Source organism: Achromobacter sp. GD03932 (genome assembly GCF_029839485.1).
Taxonomy (GTDB): Bacteria; Pseudomonadota; Gammaproteobacteria; order Burkholderiales; family Burkholderiaceae_B; genus Achromobacter; species Achromobacter bronchisepticus_A.
In genome coordinates this window covers 86,197-112,302 of sequence record NZ_JAOCAT010000025.1, presented here as the reverse complement: position 1 = coordinate 112,302, position 26,106 = coordinate 86,197, and the positions used below count along the sequence as shown (strand labels likewise).

24 protein-coding genes are annotated in these 26,106 nt (G+C 58.8%); 14 read left to right on the top strand and 10 right to left on the bottom strand.

What is annotated here, in order from left to right; genetic code table 11:
* The coding region (locus N5C88_RS22295) for a DUF4034 domain-containing protein (RefSeq protein ID WP_280016272.1) at positions 1-1,710 on the bottom strand (1,710 nt) is incomplete at its 3' end.
* A 391-nt stretch (positions 1,711-2,101) separates the two neighbouring features.
* Here N5C88_RS22295 and N5C88_RS22290 point away from each other — a divergent pair.
* Positions 2,102-3,094, top strand: a complete 993-nt coding sequence (locus N5C88_RS22290; RefSeq protein ID WP_280016271.1) for a DUF4917 family protein — start codon at positions 2,102-2,104, stop codon at positions 3,092-3,094.
* A 96-nt stretch (positions 3,095-3,190) separates the two neighbouring features.
* Entirely contained in the window at positions 3,191-3,916 is a 726-nt protein-coding gene (locus tag N5C88_RS22285) for a hypothetical protein (protein ID WP_280016270.1), read from the top strand.
* Between the two features lie 14 nt (positions 3,917-3,930).
* On the opposite strand, the gene N5C88_RS22280 is transcribed toward N5C88_RS22285, so the two are convergent.
* Positions 3,931-4,437 carry a hypothetical protein gene (locus tag N5C88_RS22280; RefSeq protein ID WP_280016268.1) on the bottom strand — a complete coding sequence of 169 codons (507 nt, stop codon included), beginning with the start codon at positions 4,435-4,437 and terminating at the stop codon, positions 3,931-3,933.
* A gap of 173 nt (positions 4,438-4,610) precedes the next feature.
* Here N5C88_RS22280 and N5C88_RS22275 point away from each other — a divergent pair, with 173 nt between their 5' ends.
* The 3 genes from N5C88_RS22275 (at position 4,611) to N5C88_RS22265 (ending at position 6,474) form a co-directional block, all read left to right on the top strand.
* Positions 4,611-4,982 (top strand): hypothetical protein, encoded by a 372-nt coding sequence (locus N5C88_RS22275; protein WP_280016267.1) that lies wholly within the window; start codon positions 4,611-4,613, stop codon positions 4,980-4,982.
* A gap of 246 nt (positions 4,983-5,228) precedes the next feature.
* The gene (locus tag N5C88_RS22270; RefSeq protein ID WP_280016266.1) at positions 5,229-5,873 is read left to right on the top strand and encodes a hypothetical protein; all 645 of its coding nucleotides are present in this window, start codon (positions 5,229-5,231) and stop codon (positions 5,871-5,873) included.
* A 28-nt stretch (positions 5,874-5,901) separates the two neighbouring features.
* Positions 5,902-6,474 (top strand): HD domain-containing protein, encoded by a 573-nt coding sequence (locus tag N5C88_RS22265; protein WP_251879678.1) that lies wholly within the window; start codon positions 5,902-5,904, stop codon positions 6,472-6,474.
* Positions 6,475-6,498: 24 nt separating this feature from the next.
* Here N5C88_RS22265 and N5C88_RS22260 read toward each other — a convergent pair whose 3' ends face one another.
* The 3 genes from N5C88_RS22260 to N5C88_RS22250 form a co-directional block, all read right to left on the bottom strand.
* Positions 6,499-7,395, bottom strand: coding sequence for a DMT family transporter (locus N5C88_RS22260; RefSeq protein ID WP_059373291.1), 897 nt, complete (start codon positions 7,393-7,395; stop codon positions 6,499-6,501).
* A gap of 60 nt (positions 7,396-7,455) precedes the next feature.
* Entirely contained in the window at positions 7,456-8,379 is a 924-nt protein-coding gene (locus N5C88_RS22255) for a bifunctional helix-turn-helix transcriptional regulator/GNAT family N-acetyltransferase (RefSeq protein WP_280016265.1), read from the bottom strand.
* Positions 8,380-8,512: 133 nt separating this feature from the next.
* The gene (locus tag N5C88_RS22250) at positions 8,513-9,463 is read right to left on the bottom strand and encodes a helix-turn-helix domain-containing protein (protein ID WP_280016264.1); all 951 of its coding nucleotides are present in this window, start codon (positions 9,461-9,463) and stop codon (positions 8,513-8,515) included.
* Between the two features lie 151 nt (positions 9,464-9,614).
* Between N5C88_RS22250 and N5C88_RS22245 the strand changes: the two genes are divergently transcribed.
* On the top strand, positions 9,615-10,232 hold the full coding sequence (locus tag N5C88_RS22245) for a cysteine hydrolase family protein (protein ID WP_280016263.1): 618 nt from the start codon (positions 9,615-9,617) through the stop codon (positions 10,230-10,232).
* 121 nt (positions 10,233-10,353) lie between these two features.
* Here the strand turns inward: N5C88_RS22245 and N5C88_RS22240 are convergent, their stop codons facing one another.
* Together N5C88_RS22240 and N5C88_RS22235 are read right to left on the bottom strand one after the other, a co-directional pair.
* Entirely contained in the window at positions 10,354-11,268 is a 915-nt protein-coding gene (locus N5C88_RS22240) for a hypothetical protein (protein WP_280016262.1), read from the bottom strand.
* Positions 11,269-11,421: 153 nt separating this feature from the next.
* Positions 11,422-13,689, bottom strand: coding sequence for a DUF3604 domain-containing protein (locus tag N5C88_RS22235; protein ID WP_280016261.1), 2,268 nt, complete (start codon positions 13,687-13,689; stop codon positions 11,422-11,424).
* A gap of 92 nt (positions 13,690-13,781) precedes the next feature.
* Between N5C88_RS22235 and N5C88_RS22230 the strand changes: the two genes are divergently transcribed.
* From N5C88_RS22230 to N5C88_RS22220, 3 genes are all read left to right on the top strand, one after another.
* Positions 13,782-14,708: a LysR family transcriptional regulator gene (locus N5C88_RS22230; protein WP_280016260.1), complete on the top strand. Its 927-nt coding sequence runs from the start codon at positions 13,782-13,784 to the stop codon at positions 14,706-14,708.
* 113 nt (positions 14,709-14,821) lie between these two features.
* Positions 14,822-15,802 (top strand): tripartite tricarboxylate transporter substrate binding protein, encoded by a 981-nt coding sequence (locus N5C88_RS22225; protein WP_280016259.1) that lies wholly within the window; start codon positions 14,822-14,824, stop codon positions 15,800-15,802.
* Between the two features lie 97 nt (positions 15,803-15,899).
* A complete protein-coding gene (locus N5C88_RS22220) occupies positions 15,900-16,700 on the top strand; it encodes a hypothetical protein (protein WP_118932146.1) in 801 nt (266 codons plus the stop codon).
* 82 nt (positions 16,701-16,782) lie between these two features.
* On the opposite strand, the gene N5C88_RS22215 is transcribed toward N5C88_RS22220, so the two are convergent.
* Positions 16,783-17,112 (bottom strand): YciI family protein, encoded by a 330-nt coding sequence (locus tag N5C88_RS22215; protein ID WP_118932147.1) that lies wholly within the window; start codon positions 17,110-17,112, stop codon positions 16,783-16,785.
* A gap of 251 nt (positions 17,113-17,363) precedes the next feature.
* Between N5C88_RS22215 and N5C88_RS22210 the strand changes: the two genes are divergently transcribed.
* The 5 genes from N5C88_RS22210 to N5C88_RS22190 all read left to right on the top strand — a co-directional run bounded on the left by N5C88_RS22210 (position 17,364) and on the right by N5C88_RS22190 (position 24,298).
* The gene (locus tag N5C88_RS22210) at positions 17,364-18,779 is read left to right on the top strand and encodes a hypothetical protein (protein WP_280016258.1); all 1,416 of its coding nucleotides are present in this window, start codon (positions 17,364-17,366) and stop codon (positions 18,777-18,779) included.
* A gap of 314 nt (positions 18,780-19,093) precedes the next feature.
* Positions 19,094-19,255, top strand: a complete 162-nt coding sequence (locus N5C88_RS22205; RefSeq protein WP_165867807.1) for a hypothetical protein — start codon at positions 19,094-19,096, stop codon at positions 19,253-19,255.
* A 104-nt stretch (positions 19,256-19,359) separates the two neighbouring features.
* Complete coding sequence (locus N5C88_RS22200; RefSeq protein ID WP_118932148.1) at positions 19,360-22,914, top strand: SIR2 family protein; 3,555 nt, start codon at positions 19,360-19,362, stop codon at positions 22,912-22,914.
* A gap of 89 nt (positions 22,915-23,003) precedes the next feature.
* Positions 23,004-23,399, top strand: coding sequence for a hypothetical protein (locus N5C88_RS22195; RefSeq protein WP_124260355.1), 396 nt, complete (start codon positions 23,004-23,006; stop codon positions 23,397-23,399).
* A 686-nt stretch (positions 23,400-24,085) separates the two neighbouring features.
* Positions 24,086-24,298 carry a hypothetical protein gene (locus tag N5C88_RS22190; protein ID WP_042793954.1) on the top strand — a complete coding sequence of 71 codons (213 nt, stop codon included), beginning with the start codon at positions 24,086-24,088 and terminating at the stop codon, positions 24,296-24,298.
* Positions 24,299-24,331: 33 nt separating this feature from the next.
* Here the strand turns inward: N5C88_RS22190 and N5C88_RS22185 are convergent, their stop codons facing one another.
* Together N5C88_RS22185 and N5C88_RS22180 are read right to left on the bottom strand one after the other, a co-directional pair.
* Complete coding sequence (locus N5C88_RS22185; protein ID WP_280016257.1) at positions 24,332-24,907, bottom strand: hypothetical protein; 576 nt, start codon at positions 24,905-24,907, stop codon at positions 24,332-24,334.
* A 109-nt stretch (positions 24,908-25,016) separates the two neighbouring features.
* Positions 25,017-25,877 (bottom strand): SAM-dependent methyltransferase, encoded by an 861-nt coding sequence (locus N5C88_RS22180; RefSeq protein WP_118932151.1) that lies wholly within the window; start codon positions 25,875-25,877, stop codon positions 25,017-25,019.
* Between the last annotated feature and the right edge of the window lie 229 nt (positions 25,878-26,106).

The window sequence follows — 26,106 nt, the reverse complement described above, 5'->3', positions numbered from 1 at the left end:
CACGCCTTCCTGCTGCTCCTGCTCGGTGCCGTGGTCGCGCAGCAGCACGCCGATGCGCAGGCGGGCCAGCGCCTCCGCGCGCGGCTCCTCGCGTGCGCCTTGCAGCAGCCACAACACCCGGTCCAGGTTCTCGCGGTGCGAAAAGTCCATCTCGCCGTCGAAGATATTGCGATGGGCCATGTTGTACTTCGCCAGCGGCGAACCATCCTCCACCGCGCGCGCCAGCCACTGGTCGCGCACTTCGTTGTCCAGGTAGCTGTCGGGCGTGTTGTCGCGGAACCCACGGTGGATGTCGTACATGCTGCAGGCGGCGTCCGGTACGCGCCGATCCGCCAACTGCCGCGACAGGAAATAGCCCTGCTCATGGTCGCCGCCATCCCATAGCATCGCGGCGGCCGCCAGCACGTTGAAATCGTCATCCATCTGGTCCGCCGCCAGCACCGCTGCGCGGTCCAGCAGCTGCTGCGCACGCGCGGGATCCTGAGCAAAACCCCAGCGGCCGAACTGATGCGCCACGGCCGCCAGCGCATGCGCCGTGGCCACTTGATCCCAGCCGCACATGCGTTCCAGCACGCGCTTGAACGCGCCGTCGTCGTCGGGCTGGTGATGGATGATGCTCACATGCGCGAAGCTGCGGAACGGCCCGTCCACCTGCGCGAAATACTCGTTCGGCCCGAATGCCGCCACGCTTTGGCCATGCAGTGCGCGGGCGCGCGCCTGGTCCTGCAGCGAATAGCTGGCGAACTGCGCGTAGTAGCCCAAGGCCATGCCACGCTCGGTCGGCCGAAGCTCGCGCGCCAGGAACGACTCGAAAATGCGGCCGTACTCGTCGACCGCCTCGGTGTCGTCCGGTTCCGGATAGCTGTCCAGCGAGTCATAAATCCCGATCCAGCGGATCGCATTGCGCTGCGGCTCCGTCAGCGCCGCGCATAGCGGGCCGCCGGCCATGCCGTCGATGTCCTCGTAGCTGCCGCCCCAACGCGGTTGCAGGTACTGCGCGTAGGCCGTCAACGCGCCCAGATGCCCGGGCCGCAGTTCCAGCGCACGCAGCAGCCAGTAATCCTTGGCCTGCTCCATTTCATGCTCGGCGCGCGGCGCCAGCCAGGCCGGCAAGGCTTGCGGCGCCTGCGCGAGTCGCGGCACGCCCACTGACGCCAGATGCGCCAGCGCCGCATCCATCAGGCCTTCTTCCTCGATGTCGTCATGCGTCAAGGTCGCGGGCGGATTACCCGTGAACAGCGCGCGCAGCCAGTAGGGTTCCTTGAAATGCGCGGCCAGCTGCATCATCGTCACGCAGGCTGCAATCGGGCGCGGAGAAAGCGCCATCGCCTGCAGCAGCGCCGCCGCGGAGCTTTCACAAGCCAGCGCCGCGCCCAGCCAACGGTCCTGGGTCACGCTGTCCGCCCAGCCATAACCGCGTATATCGGCCGCGCGGCCATAGCAGAAATTGCCCATCACCAACTGCGCGTGATACGAGTCCGGGCAGGCGGCTATCCAGGCTTGCAGAAAGTCCGAAGCGTCCTGGTACGACACGGTCGAATAGTCGAACAGCGTGCCGGAATTGGCCGCCTCGAAATAGGGCGCGCCGGGGTTTTCCGTGTCCGCCCAGTCTTGCTGTTCCAGGTCGGCGTAATAGGCGTCGAGCTGCGCGTAGGCGCGGGATTGAACCAGGGCGCGGACGTCGCGGCGGATGGAGGAGAGGGATTGCAAGGAGGCACCTGATGAAAGGGACGTGATTTACCCGCGGGCGGGGCGGGCAGATGATGCCTGAGTTGGGCGCAAGGTTGCGAAACCAATGCGACAAAATGGCAAAAAATATGACAAATAGAAAGCTGGTGCTGGCTTCACGTTCAGGCCCTGCTGGGGCCTGGGAAAGAAGGGGCAAAAGCTGCCTTAGTTTCGGAGTTGAACGCCCCGCCAAAAATGACAGTATACGAATATAGGTTTCAAAATGTATTTTCGCCGAGGCTGAACAGGCGTCGTGTCATCGCCCGCAGCGCCTTGTAGCCAAGACCAAGTTTGGCGCGCAAGGCGGCGCCGGACGGTGTGGTCTTCAGCCAATACCCCGCGTCGCCCCAATCACCAGGGATAAGGCTGCAACATGGCTCACAAGATCTTCAATTGGCAGGACCTCGAAAATGACTTCTCCGACACCTTGCTCGTCGGCAATGGAGCGAGCGTCGCCGTCAGCGGCGAGTTCGGATACACGGGCTTGTTCGAAGCCGCGCAGGTGCACAGCTTTATCGACGCCAAGGCGCAGGATGTATTCGAGCGCTTTGAGACCGATGATTTTGAATTCGTGCTCCGGCGGCTCTGGCAAGCAAAGCAAGTGAATGCCGCCCTGGGTATCGCCGTGAAAGAGGTGGACGAAGCCTATGCCGCGGTACGCAAGGCGCTCATTCAAACGGTCCGGAAAGTGCATGTTTCCTACGAGGAGGCCAGACCCCACCTGGAACCGATCTACAAGTTCATGCGGCGGTTCCGCACCGTCGTTTCATTGAATTACGACCTCATCGTCTACTGGGCAGCGCAATTGGGAAATGAAGCGCTGGGCAGCCGCTATCACTTCAAGGACGGCTTCAACAAGAACGCCTTCGCGGATAACTGGGCGATGTATCGGCAATCCTATGGATCTGTCGATAATCCAACGATCTATTGCTACCCGCACGGCAACATCGTGCTGGGAGTGACGCCGTCCTTCGAAGAACACAAGCTCGTAGCCGGACCGCAGGGCTTGCTTGATCTGATCTTCGAAGAGTGGCGCTCGGGCGGCCGCGTGCCGCTGTTCGTGTGCGACGGCACGTCCGACCAGAAGTTGGACGCCATCCAGAAGTCGCATTACTTGCGCAGCGTTTACAACGGCCCCTTGAGCGAGGTCGGAGAGTCCCTCGTCATCTATGGCTGGGGCATCGCCAAGCAGGAAGGGCACATTCTCAATCAGATCGCCGTGGCAGCGCCCGATCGCGTCGCCGTGTCTGTCCACGAAGGCATGCAGACGTATTGCGACCATGCGCACAAAGCGCTTACGGATATAGGCGTCAAGGACGTGCGGTTCTTCCATTCAGATAGCGACGGCGCCTGGCACAACCCCTAATCCTTCAACCCGATCGGCTCCCATTGATCGGTCCGGTATTGCGTTGCTGGCAGCAGACAGGAGCCTGCGCGGCAAGTTTCTGTCCAAGGAGTACGTATGGCGGCAAGAAAGACCAAGCGACCTCAGAATGCGTGCCGCGAATGCGGCCACACCTGGTATCCAAGGGGCAACAGCCGTTCGCTGAAGTGTCCGAACTGCGGCAATCGGGATGTGAAAATCGTGGGGCCGGGCATATTGGGAGTCGCAGTGCTAGCCGGTTTCCTGTTTCTTTCGAGCGGCAACAAACCGGATACATCGAAGGCGTCGGCGCCGGCCAATCCCGCAGTCAACGCCGCGATTGCGCAAACGTCGCCAGCACCTGCTGCAATGGGTACCCCTCAGCGGCAGGAGCAGGCGCTCAGCGTACCCAAAGCGCCGAACGGGGCAACGTGGCCGACCGGAGCAGGATACGTCAACGGATATGAGTCGCGGGATTTCGGTGGTTCGGTCGTCAACCTGGTCAATCAAAAAACAGGCAACGCATTCTTTGTGAAGCTGGTCAGCAGCGCGCGGGGCGTCCAGTTCAGCAGCAGGCATGTCTATGTAGGACCCAACCAACAATTCTCGATCGTCAATGTCGCGCCGGGCGATTACTACCTGGCGTTCCAGGACTTGATGAGCAGGAAGTTCTACAGGACCAAGGACTTTTCCCTGACCCAGGGGCCGTCGTCGGTGGATGCCGGCAGGCTGCGCTACACCACCATCGGATTCGAATTCACCGGGCAGGGCGGCGGATATGAGGATGCCCAACAGATTCCGGCGGCGGATTTTGGGGGCAGGTGACCTTTGGGTTTGGTTCAAACAGCTTCCGGTTTGATGCCTGCCGCAATCAGACGCCAGGATGGAATTCGATACTCGTACGATGCCTCCTCCAGCGTCTGATACCGCTGAAACCAGGGCGCAAGATGGTTTTCAACATCCGTTGCCAAGGTCGACAGCCAGTCTTCCATGTCTTGCGCATCGCTGATCTTGAGCACAGCGACGCTGCCAAGGGTGGGTTCCTGGACCAGCCCCTCTCCCGGTTTCAAATAAGCGCGGCGGTACATGCGCCCCTTGTTCCATACCTCGGCCGGCACGTAGACCGGCCATTCCTTTTCATATGGAAAGGACACGTAGACGCCCAAGGACACGTGCTGCGCGTTGTCGAACGAACCCTTGTAGCGGATCAGTTCCACGCCTTGCTGCAATTCGCCGCAGGCTCGCCACAGGCAACGCTTGCCCTTTTTCTTCCAGCCCGCGAACGCAGGCTGCGCGCGCAACCGCTCCATGACGCCTTGCTCCAGATCGGCCAGGGCTATCGGCATGCGAGCCTCCAGGGCATAAGGGCAAATTTCTGATTGCAATATTGCAAATGCATGTTCGTAGGTCCTCCGTGCTGGAGCTCTTCAGGCTTCAACGGTGTGTCGCAAGGTATCATGCGCTGGTTTTCACGGCTCGACCTCCTTGACAGTCAGAAGGCTCTTCAATGAAAAAAAGCATGCCACTGGTATTGCTGTCGTCCATGCTGCTGACGGCTTGCGGTCCCGACAAAATCATCGCCGATCTGCCTTCGCCTGACGGGAAATATCACGTTGAGGTCCGCAAGTGTCCGCAGCGCGGGTCCCTGACCTGGGACGAGCAGACCCAGGTATCCGTGGTCGAGGCGGGCGTATCGGAAAAGTGCAATGCGTTCATCGTGGCGCTGACGCAGTTCCGGTCCTATACGCCTGATGAGCAACTGCAGCTTGAATGGATTTCCGATACGGAACTCAGGGCCTGGCATCCCGCGTTCGAGCCGAAGAATGGCCCTTGGGCCAGCACGATCAAGCAGGGCGCGCCGGTCAAGGTGATATTCGCGCCCAAGAGCTAGTCGGAGGCCGGTCATACCGCGATCTGCCGGGGCCGTGTCGTAAACGTGATAACTTGTTGCCCCGTCGGCGCAGTTGTTACTGCTTGAATCCACAGCTTCCAGTGAGTTCGGATTATCCGCAGGCATATGCCATGGATTGCCGATTTTTTGCCCATCCGTGCAGTGCCATTTGTGTTTGAATACGCGCCGTTTGCGCGCGTGGTTTGGCCAGCCGCAAGACCCATATTCGACGGAGCCTGATCCAGTATGCATTTCAGAGTTTTGGCCATAGGGCTGCTGATGGCCGGCGGCAACATTGCGCAGGCCGCCACGGTGCAGGACGTCTTCAACGGAAAAATGCTGGGCAAGAGCCAGGCGCATTTGGAATCGATAACCGGCGCGCCGCAGGAATCCTACGGCGATGATCGCGTGTTCGAGGTGCAGGGCTGCCTGATCACCGCGACGATCAAGTCGGGCAAGGTATCGGCGCTGAGCATGGATGCATCCGAAGCCTGCCAGCCCGACCTCGCCAGTTTCATTGGCGAATATGCGCCCAAGCCAGGGCAGAAACTCACCCCCGCCGCCTTTGGTCCGGACCTGACCTATACGGCCGATTGCCTGACGGACTGCGGCAATGCCGCCGATCCCTGGGTCTACGCAAGCTGGACCGCGCCGCGCGCAGCCGGCGGCATGGAGGTCATGCTGGGCTTTGTGCAGGCCGGAGACGAGGCGCTGGATGCAGCCGAAAGATGGGCCTCGCAGATGGAAAAGGCCGAAGGCCAGGATTACCTGCTCAACAACAAATTCAATTGCGACGCCCGCTACAACGATGTGGCCGAGGCCGCCTTCAGGAATGTGGCCGCGACCAGCGTCAAGGTCGGGTTCGATCTGCCGAAGGAACCTTGCCGCTAGGCTGCGCCGCAATGGGTTGAGATTGAGCATGGACATCGACAAAATCAAGGGCCGGCTGGCCTTTCTGCAGGAAGCCGAAAAACTCAAGAGCGTGCTGCGTAGCGGATTCACGTCCACGGGCCGCCCGGAAAGCACTGCTGAACACAGCTGGCGCTTGTGCCTGATGGCCATGGCCTTTGAGGACGAGTTGGCCGGCCTGGACATGCTCAAGGTCCTGAAGCTGTGCGTGCTACACGATCTGGGCGAGGCCATACACGGCGACGTGCCGGCCATCGAGAAACACCAGCACCCGGACAAGAGCGAGCAGGAGAAAGTCGACCTGCTGCACCTGACGCGGTCCCTGGACGAGAAGCAGCGCGCAGGAATCATGGCGCTTTGGCAGGAATATGAGGATGCCGCCACGCCGGAAGCCAAGGCCGTCAAGGCCCTGGACAAGCTGGAGACCATCTTGCAGCACTCGCAGGGTTTGAATCCGCCGGATTTTGATTATGGGTTCAATCTGACCTACGGCCAGAAGCATACCGACGCGGATCCCTTGTTTGCGCTGGTGCGCAGCGTCCTGGACGAGAAAACACGCGCCCGGATCAATCCAGAGGCCTGAACGGTTTGGCGGCCCGGAGGCCGCTCAAGCGGCGTTTGCGGGTGCGCTTGCGCGCCGTTCATGCGTGCCGAACCAGACGCCGGACAGGACCAGAACAAAAGCCCCTGTCAGGCGCCAGGTCAACGGATACGAGCCACTCAATAGCTCGATCAACACGGCCGTGATCGGCGCCAGCGCCTGAAACGACATGACGCGGCTTGCCTCCAGGCGGCTCAGCGCCCACAGCAGGCAGAAATAGCCCACCGCGCTGGACAGTCCGATGAACACCACATTCGCCCACTGAAAGCCCGACAGACTGGGCAGCAATGGCGCGCTTCGCGCCAGGCAGACGCCCGCCAGGAACAAGACCGAGACAAGCATCGCCACCACGCTGACATACATGGATGGATAGCGACGCAGGTACGGACGATATAAAAGACTGCAAGCCGCGCCGATAAACGTCGCGCCCAACAAGGCGGCCCAAGCCCAGCCATCCGCGGCGCTGCCCACCGCGGCGGCAGAAGGTTGCAGCAATAGTGCAATCCCCGAGACCGCCACGCCCGCGCCGATCAGCCGCGGCCAGCTGAACCGCTCGCGTCCCGTGGCAATCGCCAGGCACAGCGTCACCAGCGGCAGCGTGGAAAACACCAGCGCGCACGTGGCGGCCGGCAGGCGGGCCAGCGCGTAGTTCAACAGCAATATCAGCATCGCGAATTGCAGTATGCCCAGGCCCGCCACCGCGCAGAAATCCTTGGCCGTAAACCGTACCGACCATCGCCGCAGCATGGGCGCGGCAAGCATGAGCGCCCCGATGGCATAACGCAGGAAAGCCAAGGTCTCCGGTGACACGTCGTTCGACACTGCGCGTGTCGAGACCATTGCGGCCCCCACCAGCGCGCCCGTGATCGCGGCGGCGCAAATGGCCTGGGTGCGTTCACTCATCGGAGCCGCGCCTGTCCGCAAGCACGGATTTCATCTGGTTGCTGGGATGCATTGCGCTTCCTACAGATCCCGCGCCCAATACTGGCCCACCAGATCCTTGCCGAAGCTGTGATGCTGTTCTTCCTCGACCAGCTCGAAACCGGCCTTTTCATAGATCCGGCGCGCATCCGTCAGCACGCTGTTGGTCCACAACACCATGCGCTGGTAGCCTGCCTGCCGCGCAAAACGCAGACACTCGTCCACCAGCCGATGCCCTATGCCCAGCCCGCGCGCGGCGCCGTCCACGTACAACAGGCGCAGCTTCGCCGTGGTTTCGTCCTGCCGCACCACGAAGACCGAGCCCACCATCTTGCCGTCCTTCTCGGCGATCCAGCAGCGCTCTCGCTCGCGGTCGAATTCCCGGATGAACTTCGCCACGATCTCGGCCACCAGCGCCTCGTACTCCGAGTTCCAGCCGAATTCCTGGGCATAGACCCTCGCCTGGTTCGCCACTACCAGCCCCATGTCGCCCGGCCGCGGATCGCGCAGCACGTAGGGCAGGGGAGCTTTGTCGCCGAGCAGGTTCTGGATTTCGTTCATGGCATTGACCAGCTGCGCTTGCGCCGGCTCCGATAGCTGTTTGAGGATGGCGATGATCTCGTTGCGCGACGCTTCATTGAGCGGCGCAAACGCCGCCCGGCCCGCGTCCGTCAGTTCCAGCAAACCCACGCGCGCGTCCGCCGCCGAGCGCGTCTTGGCGATCAAACCTTTCTTTTCGAAGCCCGAGATCACGCGGCTGACATACCCGGCGTCCAGGTTCAGCTCCCGGCACAGGTCCGAGGTGCTGAGCGCCGGTCGGTGAGCCAGCTCGTAGAGAATGCGGACTTCGGTCAGCGAGAACTCGCTGGCCAGCAGATGCTCGTGCAGCACCCCGATCTGGCGGGTGTAGAAGCGGTTGAAATGCCGGACCGCTTCGGCGCGGTCGTAGAGCGATTGCTCTGTCATGGAAAGTTCCAATTACTTGCTTAAGGCATATTATTGTTTGCTTTAGGCAAGTATTGGAAGATCTTTTTCTGTTCGACGGCGATCATTCCGATAGGCCGGCGCTATCCGGCGCGCGGCACGGGAGGGGCCGCCATTACCGCTGCCGGAACTGCTTCCGATACCCCGCAGGCGACACCGAGAACGCCGCCGTGAAATGCTGCCGCAGCGACACCGTCGACCCGAACCCCGTGGCCTCGGCCACCCGGTCCACCGACAGCCCGCCCGTCTCCAGCAGCCGCTGCGCGGCGGCCAGCCTGTGGTTCAGCACCCATTGCGTCACGGTCGTGCCCGTCTTCAGCTTGAAGCGCCGCGTGAAATTGCGGCGGCTCAGCCCGGCCTCGTTGGCCAGGCGGTCCAGCCCCAGCGGCTCCTGCAAATGCTCGATGGCCCATTCCATGGCCACGCTTATCGGATCGCCGCCGTCCTCGCGCGTGAGCGGCCGTTCGATGTACTGCGCCTGCCCGCCATCGCGATGCGGCGCCATCACCATGCGGCGGGCCACCCGGTTCGCCAACTCCGCGCCATGGTCGCAACGCAGCAGATGCAGGCAGCAATCGATGGCGGCAGCGGTGCCGGCCGAGGTCAGGATGTCGCCGTCGTCCACGTACAAGGCCTTGCGGTCGAGCCGGATCTGCGGGTACTTGCGGGCGAAGTCATCGCTCCAGACCCAGTGCGTCGAGGCCGGACGGCCGTCGAGCAAACCCGCCTCGGCCAGCACAAAGGCGCCCAGGCACAGGCCGATGACGCGCGCGCCGCGCGCATGCGCATCGCGCAGGGCCTGCAACATGGTTTCCGGCGGGCGCTCGTCCGGATCGCGCCAGGCGGGCACGATCACCGTGTCGGCCTCGGCCAGGGCCGAATAATCGTGCGGCACATGGATATCGAAACCCGACATGGTCGTGACCGGCCCGACCGCTTCGCCGCAGACCAGCAGGCGATAGCGCGGTACGCCCAGCCGGGCCAGGTCGTCGCCGAACACCATGCAGGGTACGGACAGGTGAAAGGAACTGATGCCCGCGAAGGCGACGACGGCGATGGTATGCATGGCGCAATGGGCAGGAATGCGGATTTGGCCCGATCCTATCATTTATTGGTATTCGGGCCACTTTCGGGTTCCAACCCGATGGCGCATCCTTGATGCCGTTCGCCCTCGTGCGTGAACGGCACACTAAACGCCTACAGATCAAGGACCTACGATGAACCACCCGACCATCCGCGCCATCGCCGGCGCCACCGCCCCGCAGTCCATCGACCCGACCAGCACCGCCTTGCTGGTGATTGACTTCCAGAATGAATATTTCAGCGGCAGGTTGCCCATTCCCGAAGGTCCGGCGGCCCTGCGCAACGCGGCTAAGCTCGTCGCCCATGCCGATCGGCATGGCATTCCGGTCTTCCATATCCAACACGGCACGCCCGCCGGCAGCCCGGTCTTCGCCGACGGCAGCGCCGGCATCGAGTTCCATCCCGACCTGCAGCCCGCGGCGGGCCATACGGTGCTGCGCAAGTCGACGGTCAGCGTGTTCCCCAGCACTGACATCGACCAGCGCCTGAAGGCGGCGGGCGTGCGCACGCTGCTTATCACCGGCCTGATGACCCACGCCTGCGTTGCAGGCGCTGCCCGGGACGCGGTGCCGCTGGGGTATCAGGTGATCGTGGCGGCTGATGCCTGCGCCACGCGCGACCTGGATACGGGTGCGGGGGAGCAGGCTGCGTTGCCGCACGCGATGCTGCATCGTGCGGCGCTGGCGAGCATCGATGACACCTTCGGCGACATCATGACGACGAAGCAGGTGCTGGAGCTGCCGTTGGCTTGAGAGGATAAGGGGCCGGGCAGGTCAGCCGGTCTGGTGCGAGTCCATCGGCATCTTGCCTGTGAGCGCGCGTTCGGGCACATGGCGTCGGCCTGCTTCATCTCTGGTGTTCACGGTGCCTTGCTTACCGGCTGGGCTGGGAGCCCTCGCGTTTCGGGGGATTCAGCAGCGAATCGATGATCGGATCGGTTGGCGCCAGCGGCGCTGCGGTATCGGCGGTAGCCAGGGCGGCTGCCACTGAAGCAGGGACTACCGGAGACCCCGTCTTTACGCATGAGTCGATATCCAGGAGGGCCAGCTTTACCTCCTTGGCGAGCCGTTCAGCTGCTGCGTAATCAGGAATGGTTTTGCCCAGGACAGTCACGGCTGAACCTTTTAGCGGCGTACCCTGCATCTTGTAATAGCCGTTGTACGCAGCCAGTACGGCAGCGGCATCGATGGGAGCAGGTGTCAGCGCGTTGAGATTCTGGCGCAGCTGCGATTGAATCTCCATCGACGCGAAATTCATGGATCGCACCAGGATGGGTAGCTTGTTGAGCTCGTCGCTCAACTCCGATGGGGCGCTGTTCTGCAAGGCGTACGTCACCGTGACCACACAGCCCGCCTTCTTCGCCGCCGCATCGAAAAGGCCGCGCTGAGCCTCCAGGTGATACCGCGCACCCAATTGACTCGCACCTGCCGCAATGCCGGCGCCGGTAGCCGTGGTCGCCACGTTTCCAATCAAGCCGCCCGTGACGCCGACGACCACGCCTGCCAACGTCCAGTCGCTCTGTTCATACAAGGCTAGCTGCGCCCGGTCCGCGCGGTCTTGATACGCCGTCCGTTCGGCGACAAGGCGGTCATTGCCTTCGGGGACGGTGGCGAAAGGCTTGAGTGGCGCGGGCGTGTACATCGGATAGGCGCCCGGAGGACGGGCGGCACAGCCGGCCAATAGGACCGAGACCAAGAATAATGGCAACCAATGGCGGCTCGCCGTCCCTTGCGCCGACAGCCGCAATAGCCGAGCAAAAGGGGTATTACCCTTCAGGCGCTTGAGCATATTCTTGGGTGGAAATAATTGGACCGAGCGTTTCTGGCGAATGCTGGTAGCCAGCGTAGCAACGAGGATCCGATGCGGCTAGCCATCCAAAAGCACGATGCAAGAGGTCCGAGGAGCCCATCCAGGCACCCCGGCGCCTAGCGGCCGACCACCTTATTTGGTCCCGGACCCGGTCCGCTCCACGTAGATCGGGCTGGAATAGATGAAGAAGCCGTCCTCGGTCGTGATGCGCAGGTACACCGCATTGTCGGAGTCTGTGTGCAGCGGCACGCGCACCCGCGCCTGCATCCGCCGCACCGGATTCTCGTCAGGTAGGCGATAGACTTGAAGCCGGCGCCGGATGCCGCCGTTTTCCACGACGACCGGCTCCAGTCCAATCTGGTCGACGGGGATCTCGGTACGCACCACCGGCGTGTCGATTTTCAGCACGCCGGCGCGCGGATTGCTCAGCCGCACATCGATGCCGCTGTAGCCGCCGGTGGTCAGCGAGCGCCAGCTCAGCATGTCGGGGCGAGGTTGCGCCAAGGTCTTGTCCAGGTTCCAGAAATTGATCGGTAGCGGATCGACGAAGGTGTTGCCTTCGAGGGTCGCGCTACCGTCCCAGACCGTCTGGCGGCCGCGCCCGCGATACTCGGATCCTTCCCAGACGATGCGGATCCGGCTGCCCAGCGCGGCCTCGTCGTAGGGGTACAGCGTCTGCACCACGTCCATGCGGTTGCGGACTTCCACGCGCTCGATGGCGCCATGGGTCAGGACCTCGAAGGACAGCTCCAGCGAGTCGCCGTCGTACGACAGGATGGCGCCCATATCGGCCTGCGTGACGGGCTCGCGCGTGACTGGGGCGCCCAGCTTGGGATCGTCGGAATAGCGCTGCGCCGGCCTGTCGAAATGCGCTTGCACGTCCAGGTAGGCGCGGCATCCGGTGGTGGCGTAGTGGCGGCGTTGGCGCAGGCATTCGGCGATCGACTGGCGTGTCAGCTGGTCGGCAATCAGACAGCTCAGGCCGCCATATGCGCCAAACAACGATGCGCCCGGATGGCTGGCGCCATGCCGGCCCTTGTGCCCGTCGCTATTGGCCAGGATGCCCACCCGGTAGCCCAGCCGGAAGGCATCCTCCAGCAGCCATTCGAAGGTGCCCCAGTCGGAGTGGATCTCGATGGAGCGCTCCAGCCGCGCGTCATGGGACCGCGTAATGTCGGCGTAGCGGCCGCCTATGTGCGCGAACACCACCACATCCTCGTCCTTCAACGCGTCGAAGAGCGCATCGGCATCGTTGGCGTCCAGCGCCAGGTCCGACAGGTCGTCGATCAGCGCGTGCGAGGAACGATGAATGGGGCGGCCTTCCTTCAGGTACAGCACGTTGCGGTCGCCGCCCAGGCCGGTGTTGCCCGACCATTCATAGCCGGGAAAGATGATGAACGATCCATCCTGGTTGTATTGCGCGGTCAGCTGGTTCAACTGTTCCCAGAACGGCGTGGTGATCTGGAAGTCATTGCCCTGATGGCTCATGACGTCCAGAAAGGCGCGGTCGCGCGCGAACAGGATCAGGTCCTCGGCGGAATTGGTGCCTATGGTTTCCTCGGACTGCCCGTGCAGGTCGGCCCAGTAGTGCCCGCGTGTGCCGCCGCCGGCCGCGACGATGCGGCAGGGCGTGCTTTGCGCCACGGGCAGGCCGTCGCGCAGCACCTCGATGCGCAGCTCGCCGGGCGCTTCCGCCACCAATCCCTCAAGCCGCGCGGCAAACTCGCCCTCGCGCATCAAGAACGTGGCGGGCAGGCCGCGCAGCGGCAGGCTGCTGCGCAGGGTGAACTCGCCCGCGACCTGATCGCTGGGGTTGCCCCATTTGTCTTCGCCCTTGAAACCCAGGCTGAAGGACTCGCCCGCGACCGCCTGGCTGGGCAGGATGGCCTTGTAGGCGACCGGCGGCCCGGCCACCACGGCAATGGTGGGCGAGTGCTGGAGCTCGGTGTAGTTGTAGGTGGCGAAGGCGTCCACCAGCACCTTGAATTCGAACGTAGGCTCGCTGAACGTCTGCACCCGCATGCCGGGCGAGCCCTGCCGCGTATCGCCGAAGCGCACCACGATTTGATCGCCTTCCTCCAGGTAGCCGCGCACCACCCGGATGAATAGCGTCTTATCCCAAGGCCGGATGTTGCGCTTGCCGTCGTACTCCACCTGCAACACCGCGCCGTTGGAAGCCTCGACCGTGGTGTAGTTCCAGCCGTCCGGCTGATCGAACTGCGGCTTGCCCATGTCGCTGGCGAAACGGTGCACGATCTTGATCGATCCGGTGTCGTCGATGCCGAAATAGCCCGCGGTGTACGTCAGCGTGAACGACGCGAAGCTGCCCGCTTCGAAGCGGCCGGTAGGTTCGACGATGGCCGATCCCATGCGGTCGGCGGCGTAGGAAGAGTGGGGCATTGCGGTTCCTGGCGGGTTAGGGAAATCCCATCTTAGGGACCGCACATCCATATAGCTATAGTATGCAAACTATTCCATCATGACGTCACTACATGACCGAGCCGATCGAGTCCGTCTCCCTGCGCCAACTGCGCGCGCTGGTCGCTATCGGTGAAACGGCCAGCTTCACGGCCGCCGGCGAACGCCTGGGCCTGTCGCAACCCTCGGTCAGCCACTTGATCCGCCGCCTGGAGGCCGAAGTCGGCCAGCCGCTGGTGGTGCGCGGCCGCGAGGTCTCCTTGACGCGCGACGGCCAGGCCATGGTCGACGCGGCGCGACGTGCCATCCTGGCCATCGACAGTTCCATCCAGGAATGCCGCGAACACTCCGACCTGAAGCGCGGCAAAGTCATGGTCGCCGTGGGCCACGTCAGCGCGGCCACCTTGTTGCCGCACATCCTGATGGAGTTCCGCCAGCGCCACCCCCAACTGGACCTGATCGTGGTCGATTGCATGGTGCAGCAGATCCGCACGCGCCTGCTCTCGCACGAGGCCGATGTCGGCCTGGGCGCGGTCATGCAGGACGACGACTCCCGCATCATGGTGGAACAGCTTTCGGACAGCGGCGTCGCGCTCTTCGCGCGCATGGATCATCCCCTGGCCAGGCTCGACCAGGTCGATGCCAAGGTGCTGGCCGAATTGCCCTGCATCCAGCTGAATCCCGAAGCGCCCGCCTGGCTCAACATCAGCCGCCGCTTGATCGCCGCGAATATCTATCCGCGCGTCGAACAGCGCGTCGTCCTGCTGTCCACGGCCATCGGTCTGATACAGGCCGGCATGGGCGTGGCCATGCTGCCGCAGATCGCGCGCGGGCAGATGCCCGCCGGCATCAAGGGCATCGCCTTGCGCAACCCGGCGCTGGAATGGCCGATCTCCATCGCGCGCCTGGCCAACTACCCTTTGTCTCCGGCAGCCCAGGCCTTCGTCGCCGCGGTCCGTTCCGTCTCCCAACGCCTGCGCCGCGACGCCGCCATGCCGTGATGGCATGACGCTATAGCACCCCGCCTATTTTTCGGGGTTGGCTCCTCCGATACGCTGCTTGGCATCATGCAAGCCCGCATGGTTTCCATTGCTCGCGCCAGCGCGGAGGCATCATGAAAACACTACAAGGGGTTCTACTGGGGGCCGTACTGGCCTGTGCGTCGCTTGTCGTGACGCCAGCCGAGGCGGCGCCGTTTCCGGATCGTCCTATCACGCTGGTCGTGCCGCTGGCGGCGGGCAGCACGGCCGATATCCTGGCGCGCTCGATCCAGCCCGGCCTTAGCCAGCAACTGGGGCAGACGGTCGTCGTCGAGAACAAACCCGGGGGCGGAGGCCAGATCGCCATGAGCTACGTAGCCAAGGCCTCGCCCGACGGCTATACGCTGGTGCTGGGCTCTAACAATACCTGGGCCATCAACCTGGGACTGTTCTCGAAGCTGTCCTACGACCCGACCAAGGACTTCGTGCCGGTCGCCTATCTGGCCGGCGGCTCCAATGTGCTGGTCGTGCCGTCCGACAGCCCGTACCGCTCCGTGCGCGAACTGGTCTCGGCCTTGAAAGCCCAACCCGGCAAACTGATGTACTCGTCCGGCGGCAACGGCACCACGCACCACCTCTCGGCCGAACTGCTGCTGTCGATCACCGGCACCCAGGCCGCGCACATTCCCTACCGCGGCGCGCCACAAGGCGTGGCCGCCGTCATGGCGCATGAGGTCGCCTTCGCGTTCTACAACACGCCAAGCGTGTCCGGCCTCGTCAAGGAAGGCAAGCTGCGCGCCCTGGCGGTCACCGGCGAGGCCCGATCCCCCTTGCTGCCAGACGTGCCGACCATGATGGAAGAGGGCGTGCCGAGCTACGTGATCACCGTCGATCTAGGTCTGATGGCCCCCGCCGGCACGCCGCCGGACGTCGTGGCAAAACTCAACGCCGCGGCGCGCAAAGTCATGGACAGCGCCGAACAGCGCCAGCGGTTGCAGGGCTTGGGGTATGAGATCTTCCACGACGGGCCGCCCAGCGGTTTGGCGGCATTTATCCAGGCGGATATCGCCAAATGGGTGCCGCTGGTGCAGCGGTCGGGGGCGAAGGTGGATTAAGTGTTTGCATTGCCTGATTCCTCTGCCTGGGGAAATGCGCGGGGCGCCAGCTTACAATTCGCCGGCCCCAGCCACCTCAGCAGAGAGAGTCTCGCCCATGTCCGAACACCACCAGTTCCTGTGCCCCCGCGACATGCATTTGCCGCCGCCTGATTGGCGGGCGCTGGAAACCAAACTGCTGGAAGGCGGATATGTGATGGAACCGCGCGGCGACGGTGTTCCGTATCGCGCGCTGTTGAACCTGAGCTTCGACCTGGCCAGCTTGAACGAAGGCTCGTACCAATATCAGGAAGGCCTGCGCACCACGGGAGATGTGATCGCCATGTACGTGGGGGCGGGGTATCTGCCGGCGGAGATACCGATACGCCACAACGACACGATGGAAGAGGCCATGGCGTTGCTGGCTGAGCACGGCATTACGCCGGGGGATCGGTATGCCGATAACGAGAGCAGCGACTGGAATAGTCCGCAGTACTGCCTGGGGCCGGTGGCTCGTGCTTTTCTGACTGACGATACGCGGGCTTCTTATGATGCAGATCCCAAGAATTTTCCGTTGATGCTGCTGGCATATGACGGCCCTGAGCCGCATGTGGCGGTGGGGGAGAATCTCTCGGAGCCTAGCTTGCCGGGGTCAGATGAATTGTTGGAAGCCATGCCGCCGTTTGACTCGCATGTTGATTTCATTGGAGCGGCTTACGAGGATCCGGCGGCGCAATGGCATTGTGCGGAGAATGGGCGCGATTACCGAATATTGGAGTTGGATTGGCAGTACAGCCTGGCGATGGGGTTTCGGATGGTTCGGACGGAATGGCTGGATGATGGCAGCGCGAGGGGGCTGGCCAGGCTGATCGAGGGGCTGACTGGGCAGGTTATGGTTTGCAGCCATCGGCATTTGTGAATGCGGGGTAGGGGATAGGTGCTGGGCTGTTATTCCCTGGTTCTTGCGAGACATAAACCTGCGGTGCGGATGAGAGGTGTCGCTACGGCTGTTCTAGCGGCCACACCTCAACGACCCCGTGCGCGACGGCGCAGGGCGTTTGCGACACCATCGCTATAGCTTCGGCCATGTCGGCGGCTTCGATGATGGCGAAGCCGGCTACTGGCAAGGATGATTTCATGAATGGGCCGTTTGTTGTTTCGACCCGAGCGGCCTCGCGGTTGCGCACTTGCACTGGCATGCCTGCAATGCCCATCAGTACACCGTCTTTCTGCAATTTTGCGTCGTGCGCATGCGCTGCGTTTCGGATGGTCGCGGGCGTACGATCGTAGCCCTCTTGATCGCCATATCCGATGGTCACGAATTTGGGCATGGTTTGTCCCCTTTGCGCGTGGGAGAAATGGTGTCTGGCTGCAATCCGCCGAGAGAATTGTAGTCTGACACCATTTCTCCATTTTTCGCACGGTCGCCAGCAGCCCATCACTAACGACGGCTCGCGGCCAGGAACAGTCTCTCGGCCTCCGTTCCGAAATCGTTGACAATATTTGTGAGGAGTTGTCGACTGACGGCTTCTAGGTAAGCGCTAGCAACATCGCCCGTGCATCCAAGATGGAGAAGCCAGAAATGCAATCATTGCTTCCACATGACCAACAGAAGGTGGACGAATTCTCGTCGCTATATGCGGCCTATGCCGATGCCTATAAATATCCGAATTTCAGCTTTATTGCGGTTGATGGGCCTAACGGCTTGGAACTTGCTCAAGGTCATATTAGCCATCCAATAGGGGGTCCATCGTTCCCGGAATTGACCGTCAGAACATCGACTATTTGCGGATGCTCAGTACCCTTATCAAGGCTTGGCGTTGACTATGCGGGCCTGATTTCGGCTTTGCAAGGTGATGGAATAGAAACCCCCGTTGGCTGGGTGCGATTTGGAAGGGAAGAATCCACTCACAATAATTTCACTGTCTATCTTGAGAAGTTGCCATCGAATTTCTATACACCAATCATTCATCCGCTGCGGATGTCAATTTCGACAGGTTCCCACGTTTTCCAGAGTCGTATGGCTGAATTCCAGAGCGATCTTCGCTCGGGAATTGTGCCTTACGACTCAGTGGCCGAATTGGCAGGCGAATTAAATCTGTACCCGTTAAGATGGGACATCTGTTCTCTTGACGTCACGGCGGAAGGAATCGTCGCCATAGACTTGAGTGGTCGCGCACGTATACAGAATGGTGTCGCCAGTTTGATGATTCGTGTTGCAAAAGGGACCGATCGTAAGCAGGCAAGGCTTGGATATCGCGTGCAGGCCCCTGATAGGAGGGCAACTAAACGAGGGGCGTTTGATTCAAGTCAGCTAACGTGGTCTGAAGACGGAGACTATGCTGTTGTAGGCTCCGTTGACATCGATGTGCCAAAAGGATCAGTTGTGCAGGCGTTTGCATCGTATGGAGGCCGATGGATTCATCAGGGTTGGATTACTGATCCTGACAATTCAGCCAACGTCCGTCGTTCAATGCATGAGGTATTCGATCAAAATCTCGAAGGAACCAAGAAATCTCTATTTGATGTGAAATCACATAAACAAGATGCTCGAATACTTGAGGCAGGAGTGGGCAACCTCTTGTTCATGTACGGCTTCGCCGTAAATCCTCTTTCGAGTCACTTTACAACTGATGCGGCCGATCTACTGGCCGTTAGTCCGAACGGTAACATTGCGGTCATTGAGTGCACGACTGGGGCAATTAATAGCAATGGAAAGTTGTCCAAACTCCTTGCTCGATCGGCTGCATTGTTGGAGAAGCTAGAGCAAACAGGAAATCCGCATTTGAAAGTTCTGCCAATCGTCGTTACAACCATGAGGCGAGAGGCTCTGACGGACGAAGAAATCGCATCAAGCAAGGGGATATGTATTGCTACCTGCGAAGACCTTGAGAGATTGGTTGGGGAATCCTTAATTCCCCAAAATGCCGACCAGGCATTTGAATCGCTGTGGTCTCTAGTTCACTCGCCACAAGAACAGCTAATTCTTGATCGGTAAGAAAAATGGTGTCAGATTACAATTTAGCGAGTTAAATTGTAGTCTGACACCTTAATCCGATGCAAAAAGTCTGTCCACGCGTTTGATGCGATGCCTTATAGCCTGTCCTGTAGGCAGACCACGCGCCAACCCGCTGAGCGTCAGGCGCCGTGTTGTCATCGCACTTCGCACTGTGCTTATCAGGGCCTTGAGCCGGTTCAGATGTAGGCTGGGGATCGAATCCTGGAGCAGTTTCTGCAATACTCCGACTGCGGGCATGGCCTATCTTCTTTCAAACGGTTCGGTCGCCTGATGAAGGGTATAAGACTGGCGCCATGCACGCCCTGATCACCGACGAGCGAGTCTTCAGACTTCGCCTCGCATCTCAAGCCTCTGAAGTGAAATGGATTTCCCTGGAAATTCGTGGGGAAACCTCAGAGTCTGACACCATTTTTCGCTTTGGTATCGGTCGTCTCCTTCATGTGAATGGAATTTGAGCGGGCTTGAGGTATAAATTTACAGAATACAAAAAAGTGTTAGCCTTCGATTTCGATAGTCGTAGTCTGATTCCTACTTTTCATAACGTTAAATTAATATTGCGATGATGAAAGATATCTCTGCTCTTCCCGATTACGCTGCACTAAAGAAACTCGCATTGACACTTTGGCAGCAGGATAGCGCCTATCACGGGGCGGCAGTCATGGTGGGGGCAGGCTTTAGCAGAAGCGCTGCCTCGACGGGTGATGTCACTAAGAAACTACCTCTCTGGAACGATTTTTCAAAAACGCTTTCCGCTGAGTTGGATTCAGACAGCATGGATCCTCTGCGCTTGGCGGAAGAATATTGCGCCTATTTCGGCAGGCAAGCGCTGCATGATCTGATCAAGAAAGAACTAAACGATCCAGCTTGGACGCCTGGCGATCTACATAAATCTCTACTGGAATTGCCATGGTCAGAGGTTTTGACAACAAACTGGGATACTCTGCTAGAGCGTGCATCAACCGAGGTGCATCAACCCGTTTACAGCGTGGTATCCAAACAAGAGGATCTGTCCAGCGCAAGATCACCAAGAATCGTCAAATTGCATGGGACGATCGATAAAACCCAGGACTTAGTCTTCACTCAGGAAGACTATCGAAAATACCCGCAACATCATGCAGCATTTGTCAATTTTGCGCGTCAGGTATTTATCGAAAACGAACTGTGTTTGTTAGGCTTTTCTGGCGATGATCCAAATTTCATCCAATGGGCCGGGTGGGTCAGAGATCATCTGGCAATGCACGCCAGACGAATATATCTCGTTGGAGCCCTGGGATTGAACTCCGCAAAGCGGAAATATTTGGAATCAATAAATGTTGCGCCAATCGACTTGGGTGACTTGGTTGCAGCCTACGATGAACGCGATATCAGACATCTAGAAGCGACAAGGATATTCATCCAAGCGCTAAAAGATCTTAAGCCTAAACAAGCTTGGGAATGGGCTCCAGCGCAACTGCATAGTACAACAGCGACTGGAACCGAGGCTTCCAGAGCTAATCAAGATGCCAGCCGTGCGGCCAAGTTGCTGGAGGAGAGGCTTCCGTCTTTGGAGAAAGATAGATCCTCTTACCCTGGTTGGTTGGTCTGCCCATATCCGGAGCGATTCGAGTTGCAAGGGCAGATAGCCGATCCTTGGCCAACCCCCAAGAACTTGTCTGCAATGGACGAAAATTATAAAGCCAAGCTATTGTACGAGATCACATGGAATTACCAAGTAACCTATGAGGCTATACCATCTTGGTTGGCGAATGAGTTGCTTCTCGTATGTGATCCAGATAAGCCATGCATTTTGACAAAAAAACAGCAGTTGGAAATTGCTCTTCTTCTATTGAAAAACACGCGTTGGATGGATAGTCCAGAAGCCGAGCATATTTTTCAGGTAACAAACGCCATATTGAGGAAAGGAAAGAGATACTGGCCGGAAAGCAGCGATGAACTCACATATCATAATGCCCTCGCAGTGCGCGATAGGTTCGATTATGCTGCGTTGGAGCAATGCGTCGAGAAAATTACTAGTAGCGATCCTGTTTGGAAATTGAGAAAAGCTGCTCTGCTTGCCGAACTTGGGAGTTTTGGTGATGGCGAGACGCTGATAGCAGAGGCATATAAGGAGCTCTTAGTCCAGTATCGAAATGATCGCAACTCGATTCATGTCCTTTCGCGCTTAGCTTGGGCGCATTGGTTAATGCGTGGTGTCGATATGTCGTCATTTAGCGAAGACTTCAAAGCGTTCCCATCCAGCTATCGGGATTCCAAGTGTGATCCATGGAATCACGTTGAGTATATTAGAGAACGGATAGCCAAAGGGCTGGATAAACAGGAGAAAGAACGGGCAATCGAACCTTTATTCGAACCGGGATGTTACAGAGATAACGCCAATACACTGAGTTTTAGCAATGAACTGCATCCATTGTTTCTGCTCGAGGGTGTTTCTGGTGCCGTAGGCATTCCACTGCGATGGAACGGTGTTAGTTTTCTTGGTGAACAAGCGGCTAGGCTCGCCGAGCTGGAAGGAATTGATAATGTTCATCGCTTTGCATTGGCTATCCGTTCAGCGAATAGTGATACCTCAGATGTCTTAAAAAATATATTCTCAAGAATTCGGGTTGCTTGTTATTCGGACGATGATGTGGTTTTTTTACTGAATCAATGCACTCGGGCGATTAACTATTGGGCAGAAAAATGGAGAGAGAAATCTACATCTGTTGCGCATATCGCTATTGAGCGTCTGCGAGTCTTTGTTGAGGTTATGGCACGTGTTTCAGTGCGAGCCACACCGGAAAAGGCAAAAGAGATTTTTCGTTTTACCATGTCTCTAGGTAAAAGATCTGAGTTTCATCATTTTTGGCTTTTCGATCCAGTTAATCATCTGGCAAATTTCTCTCTCGAGAGTATTCCAGAGTCCCAGCAGTATGATGTTCTGCTGGATGCTTTGTCGTTTCCGCTTTCAAATGAAATAGGGGTTAATGACCGTAAAGAGTGGCCTAATCCAGTCGTAAAATATCCTGGGAAAAGGAAGCAAGACTCTGCTCTTGATCGTCGTATAGATGAAATAATAGACCTCATCGCGCCGTGCTCATCTCAAAGCGCGCCAGCCCTCATGCGCCTTTTGCCGTTGATTGAGAAGTGCTTTCTGACAGATCTAGAGCTCAAGAAAATCGCAGAGAAAGTGTGGGGGAGTGATCCCGATATTCATGCTCTTCCTGAAACAGGTTTGCTCAGGTATGTACTACTTGAACTCCCCGCGCCAGAATCTTTTGCTGTGAAAGTTCTTGTCAGGCGCTATCTGTTTGAGGCAAAAGGTGCAAACTTGCTTAGTAGGGAGCTTCTGACAGATATTGCCAATGCCGCGCAAGCGAAAAATATCAATGAATTGCCGTCTGCAGATCAGGCTGTCGATTACTTCGAGCAGCTAATTGTTTGGCGGCCGAAGAAAAAAGGTGACATGTTCGGCTTTTCCCAGCATGAAGAAAACCGAACTGCTGAACTAATCGGCAAGGTTTTGGCTCGATCAGTTGTTCCTTCACTTCCTAAGGAGAGATTGACTGAAGACCGCTTTCAAAGCCTATGTGCGTTTTATTCCGACAACGAAGCGCCAGCAGTCTTAGTCGCATTCTCGTACTTTGTTGTAGCGAACGAGAAATTTTCTGAGCGCGTGGAAAGGTTGATCAGACAAGGGTTTCAATCGGGCAGTGAAAGTAGGCTGGCATATGCTTCATATGCCCTTTTGATCTGGAGAAATCAGAACGAGTCGCCTGCTCTGGATAGATTGATCTTAAGGCTGATTTATCTTATAGGGGAAAATAGAATAAAAGGTTTGTCCGCGCTGCTTTGGACTGTTGATCAAATGTATTGCAAAAATTATCTTTCTGACGAAAATGTCGAATCATTGGTAGAAATACTTCCAGTTATATTTGATAATTCAGACTACAGAAAAATATCTCCCTCCGGTCGGGAGTCGGTTAGTGTTTCGTTTGTGCGTGCGGCGTGTGTCAGGCTGGTAGGAAATATCGTTAGAAATAGTCAGAATCAGAATGGCGAGTTACTTCGAATCTTGGAGGATGCTAAGCACGACGCCCTTCCCGAAGTTAGGTTTGTTGAAATAAATAATGCATAGAAAAATAAGGTGGTCAGACTAAAATTTGACCATCCAAATTGTAGTCTGAAACCTTTTTTGCATTTTCGAAAAATACGGAGAGGGCAGCAATGGGAGTGCTTTGGACGGTTTGGCCAATAGACACGCAGATGAAGGCTTGGCTTGATGAACAAGGCATTGCACATTCGGATGCCTGCTCGCGCTTTCCGACTGGATGCGAGATCAAAGCAGTCTTATCTAAGCTTCAGGGTTTTAACGTAGAAAGCCGCGCCAATGGGATCGACGGTTCGTGGCAAGCATGGATTACGTCGGCTCTCGGTGGGGAGAGTGCCGAATGGACACTGCTTAACATCAGTGAGTATTCGGGCGACCAAGAGGAACAACGACTTTGGTTTGAGAAGGGCTCGGAATCTCTGATAAAGAGAGTTCTCGGTGGACTGGTCAAGTCAACAGGACCTCTTGTGCTAATCGACGACGCGAGTGGTCAGCCGCAGGTCATTGTCTGACTTCGTCGCCGAGATGTACACGTAGCGATGCTTCGCCCTCAGTGAGATATATTCTAGGGTAGTAGCGGATAATGTGTCAGACTACAATTTCATCTACCGCATGCAGTCAATCGTCACCCGGTGCGCTTTCCCCAAGATTGGATTCGTCAAGATTCGACCCCACAAGGTCCGCCATGTGATCGCATAGGCTTTCAATTCCTCCGATCAAATTGGACATAATCCAAGCATCTAGCGGTCGCCCGCCACTAGCCTCAGGCTCATTCGCGCCGTTCCCCACAATTCGAGCAATAGCCCAAATCGCAGCGCACGCCCGTTCCATTTTCCGAAAGTCCGCAAACCGCACAGTGCAGAACTCCGGATCGTCCGGCGTAGCCCATCGGTCATGAGTCAAAGGGTGATCGTTCATCAGCCGCTCCAGTATTGACGTAATAAAGAGAAGGCAGTCGCTATTGCAGCGACCATGTCGTCCGTCTTTTCCAGCTGTCAATCTGGGCGATCTTTGTGGGATTGCGATGCCAGTATCGAGTCCGGCGGGCATCGCAATCAAGCGTGACCCGTGCCAAATTGAGCACACTTGAGCCCAAATCCACGCCATGCATTGCGGCCATTTCCAGTTCAGGCTCAGGTCACGCCGGCTCAGTCGTCATCTCCATCCCTTACACTTACTCCGATCACCAGGGAGCGATATGTCGATTCAAAGATTGGGCCGTTGCAGCATCCTCTTGTTCCTTGCCGCCTTGAGCTCCGGATGCTCATTAGGCGGCGAGTGCGGATGGAACCGCAGCAGCTGCATGTATGAGGGCAAGTACGAAGAGGGCGAGGAAGACTACGCGGAAGACGAAGCGAAGCGCTTGAACAAGAACTCGTCCGATCGGTTGCGCCGCAGTTCTGGCAATTGATCCGCGGATCGAGCTTTTCAAGCCTGTGAGGCCTTAGCTTGAGACCCGCCAGTCGCGAAACTGCTTGAACAAGCGAAACCCGACATAAGTTTCGCTTCTGGGCCAACGCCGCCGGTAGTAGCAATCCCAGTAGCTGGTCATGCGTTGCTGCGCCAGATCCAGAAGGGCCGGATTGCCTCGCAGAACCGTTCCATAGACGCGCTTGTCCAGCAAGGGCAAGCACGCCTCGATGTCCTGCAGGATTTCAACGACGTACTCGCTGCAGAGCTGCACCACGAACGGCACAACCCAAGGCTCGGATGCCTCTGCCAGCCGCTCAATTTGGCGCTGGCGCACGTGGCCGTCATGATGGCGTGACTGTATGCACGCGTAGATCAGTGCCTGGGGTTCGTCCAGCTTGGAAAACAAGGAGTCGCTGCCCTCATGCTGAACGCGATAGGGCAGCGTCAATGACTCGTCCTGCACGATGACGGACAATCCGCGGCCGCTCATGACCGAGGGGCAGATCTCCTCGGCGATATGTGCCACTTCGGTTCGCAGTCGCGCGGGGAAGGCCGCTGTTAGCAGCGCCGTCTGCTCCGGGGATGCCTTGCGCGGGCGAGAGGACATGTGGGGAATGCTGCTCGAATGGCGTTCACCGCGTCATGCGGTGCATCCGGCAGCAGACGACGGCACGCACCACGGATGCTGACGCTGCTGCATGAAGCACGACAGGCGCTTATGCCGCCGCCTCTGCAGGTTTCTGCACAAAGAACCGATCCTTCAATTCTTGCAACCCAATCCTCTCCAGCATCTCCGTCAGTCGCTCAGCCGCCTTCCTGCGCGGCAAATCCTTGTACTGCGCGATGATGAGCTCATTCTTCATCGAATGCTCCCATCCCACCAGCTCAGTCACGCTGACCTGATACCCATGCGCTTCCAGTTGCAAGCAGCGCAGCACATTGGTGATCTGGCTCCCAAACTCCCGCGTATGTAGCGGATGCCGCCAAATCTCAGCCAGCGGATCAGCCAGCGCCTTCGCCTTGTTCTTGCGCAGCACCGACGCCACTTCCGCCTGGCAGCAAGGCACGACGACGATGTACTTGGCCTTCTTCTCCAAGGCGAAGTGGATCGCGTCGTCGGTGGCGGTGTTGCAGGCGTGCAGGGCGGTGACGACGTCGATTGTGGCGGGCAGTTTGTCCGACGTGATGGAATCGGCCACCGACAGGTTCAGGAACGACATGCCGCCAAAACCCAGTCGCTTGGCCAGTTCTTCCGACGACTTCACCAGTTCTTCGCGGGTTTCGATGCCGTAGATGTGGGAGCCGTTCTTCAGCGCCTCGGGCTGTTCCTTGAAGAACAGGTCGTAGAGGATGAAGCCCAGGTACGACTTGCCCGCGCCGTGGTCGGCGAGGGTGACGGCGCCGCGTTGTTGTTGGACGTCTTTGAGCAGCGGTTCGATGAACTGGAACAGGTGGTAGACCTGTTTCAGCTTGCGGCGGCTGTCCTGGTTCATCTTGCCGTCGCGGGTCAGGATGTGCAGGGCCTTGAGCAGTTCGATCGACTGGCCGGGGCGGATGTCGTGGGTTTTGTCGGACATGGGGTAAGGCAATGCGCCCCGCGATGGGCGGGGCGCAGGAGTAGGCGGAAAGTGTCAGTTTAACGAAAACGCCGCCGACGCTGGCGAACCGGGAAAACCAGCCACGGACTGTGCGGTATCTGGCGATCCAGATTATCTGGCAGGCGAGTAACATGCCCGATGCGATTGAGGCATGTCATGCATTTCTGAAAGCGCCTGACCATCAGGGCGGGCGCGTGGAGAGTCATCA

What these genes read in the sequence shown, in the direction of transcription:
- N5C88_RS22290 (WP_280016271.1), top strand. Translation starts at nt 2,102, where the DNA reads ATGGCTCACAAGATCTTCAATTGGCAGGACCTCGAAAATGACTTCTCC.
- N5C88_RS22285 (WP_280016270.1), top strand. Translation starts at nt 3,191, where the DNA reads ATGGCGGCAAGAAAGACCAAGCGACCTCAGAATGCGTGCCGCGAATGC.
- N5C88_RS22280 (WP_280016268.1), bottom strand. Translation starts at nt 4,437, where the DNA reads ATGCCGATAGCCCTGGCCGATCTGGAGCAAGGCGTCATGGAGCGGTTG.
- N5C88_RS22275 (WP_280016267.1), top strand. Translation starts at nt 4,611, where the DNA reads ATGCCACTGGTATTGCTGTCGTCCATGCTGCTGACGGCTTGCGGTCCC.
- N5C88_RS22270 (WP_280016266.1), top strand. Translation starts at nt 5,229, where the DNA reads ATGCATTTCAGAGTTTTGGCCATAGGGCTGCTGATGGCCGGCGGCAAC.
- N5C88_RS22265 (WP_251879678.1), top strand. Translation starts at nt 5,902, where the DNA reads ATGGACATCGACAAAATCAAGGGCCGGCTGGCCTTTCTGCAGGAAGCC.
- N5C88_RS22260 (WP_059373291.1), bottom strand. Translation starts at nt 7,395, where the DNA reads ATGAGTGAACGCACCCAGGCCATTTGCGCCGCCGCGATCACGGGCGCG.
- N5C88_RS22255 (WP_280016265.1), bottom strand. Translation starts at nt 8,379, where the DNA reads ATGACAGAGCAATCGCTCTACGACCGCGCCGAAGCGGTCCGGCATTTC.
- N5C88_RS22250 (WP_280016264.1), bottom strand. Translation starts at nt 9,463, where the DNA reads ATGCATACCATCGCCGTCGTCGCCTTCGCGGGCATCAGTTCCTTTCAC.
- N5C88_RS22245 (WP_280016263.1), top strand. Translation starts at nt 9,615, where the DNA reads ATGAACCACCCGACCATCCGCGCCATCGCCGGCGCCACCGCCCCGCAG.
- N5C88_RS22240 (WP_280016262.1), bottom strand. Translation starts at nt 11,268, where the DNA reads ATGCTCAAGCGCCTGAAGGGTAATACCCCTTTTGCTCGGCTATTGCGG.
- N5C88_RS22235 (WP_280016261.1), bottom strand. Translation starts at nt 13,689, where the DNA reads ATGCCCCACTCTTCCTACGCCGCCGACCGCATGGGATCGGCCATCGTC.
- N5C88_RS22230 (WP_280016260.1), top strand. Translation starts at nt 13,782, where the DNA reads ATGACCGAGCCGATCGAGTCCGTCTCCCTGCGCCAACTGCGCGCGCTG.
- N5C88_RS22225 (WP_280016259.1), top strand. Translation starts at nt 14,822, where the DNA reads ATGAAAACACTACAAGGGGTTCTACTGGGGGCCGTACTGGCCTGTGCG.
- N5C88_RS22220 (WP_118932146.1), top strand. Translation starts at nt 15,900, where the DNA reads ATGTCCGAACACCACCAGTTCCTGTGCCCCCGCGACATGCATTTGCCG.
- N5C88_RS22215 (WP_118932147.1), bottom strand. Translation starts at nt 17,112, where the DNA reads ATGCCCAAATTCGTGACCATCGGATATGGCGATCAAGAGGGCTACGAT.
- N5C88_RS22210 (WP_280016258.1), top strand. Translation starts at nt 17,364, where the DNA reads ATGCAATCATTGCTTCCACATGACCAACAGAAGGTGGACGAATTCTCG.
- N5C88_RS22205 (WP_165867807.1), top strand. Translation starts at nt 19,094, where the DNA reads ATGCACGCCCTGATCACCGACGAGCGAGTCTTCAGACTTCGCCTCGCA.
- N5C88_RS22200 (WP_118932148.1), top strand. Translation starts at nt 19,360, where the DNA reads ATGATGAAAGATATCTCTGCTCTTCCCGATTACGCTGCACTAAAGAAA.
- N5C88_RS22195 (WP_124260355.1), top strand. Translation starts at nt 23,004, where the DNA reads ATGGGAGTGCTTTGGACGGTTTGGCCAATAGACACGCAGATGAAGGCT.
- N5C88_RS22190 (WP_042793954.1), top strand. Translation starts at nt 24,086, where the DNA reads ATGTCGATTCAAAGATTGGGCCGTTGCAGCATCCTCTTGTTCCTTGCC.
- N5C88_RS22185 (WP_280016257.1), bottom strand. Translation starts at nt 24,907, where the DNA reads ATGTCCTCTCGCCCGCGCAAGGCATCCCCGGAGCAGACGGCGCTGCTA.
- N5C88_RS22180 (WP_118932151.1), bottom strand. Translation starts at nt 25,877, where the DNA reads ATGTCCGACAAAACCCACGACATCCGCCCCGGCCAGTCGATCGAACTG.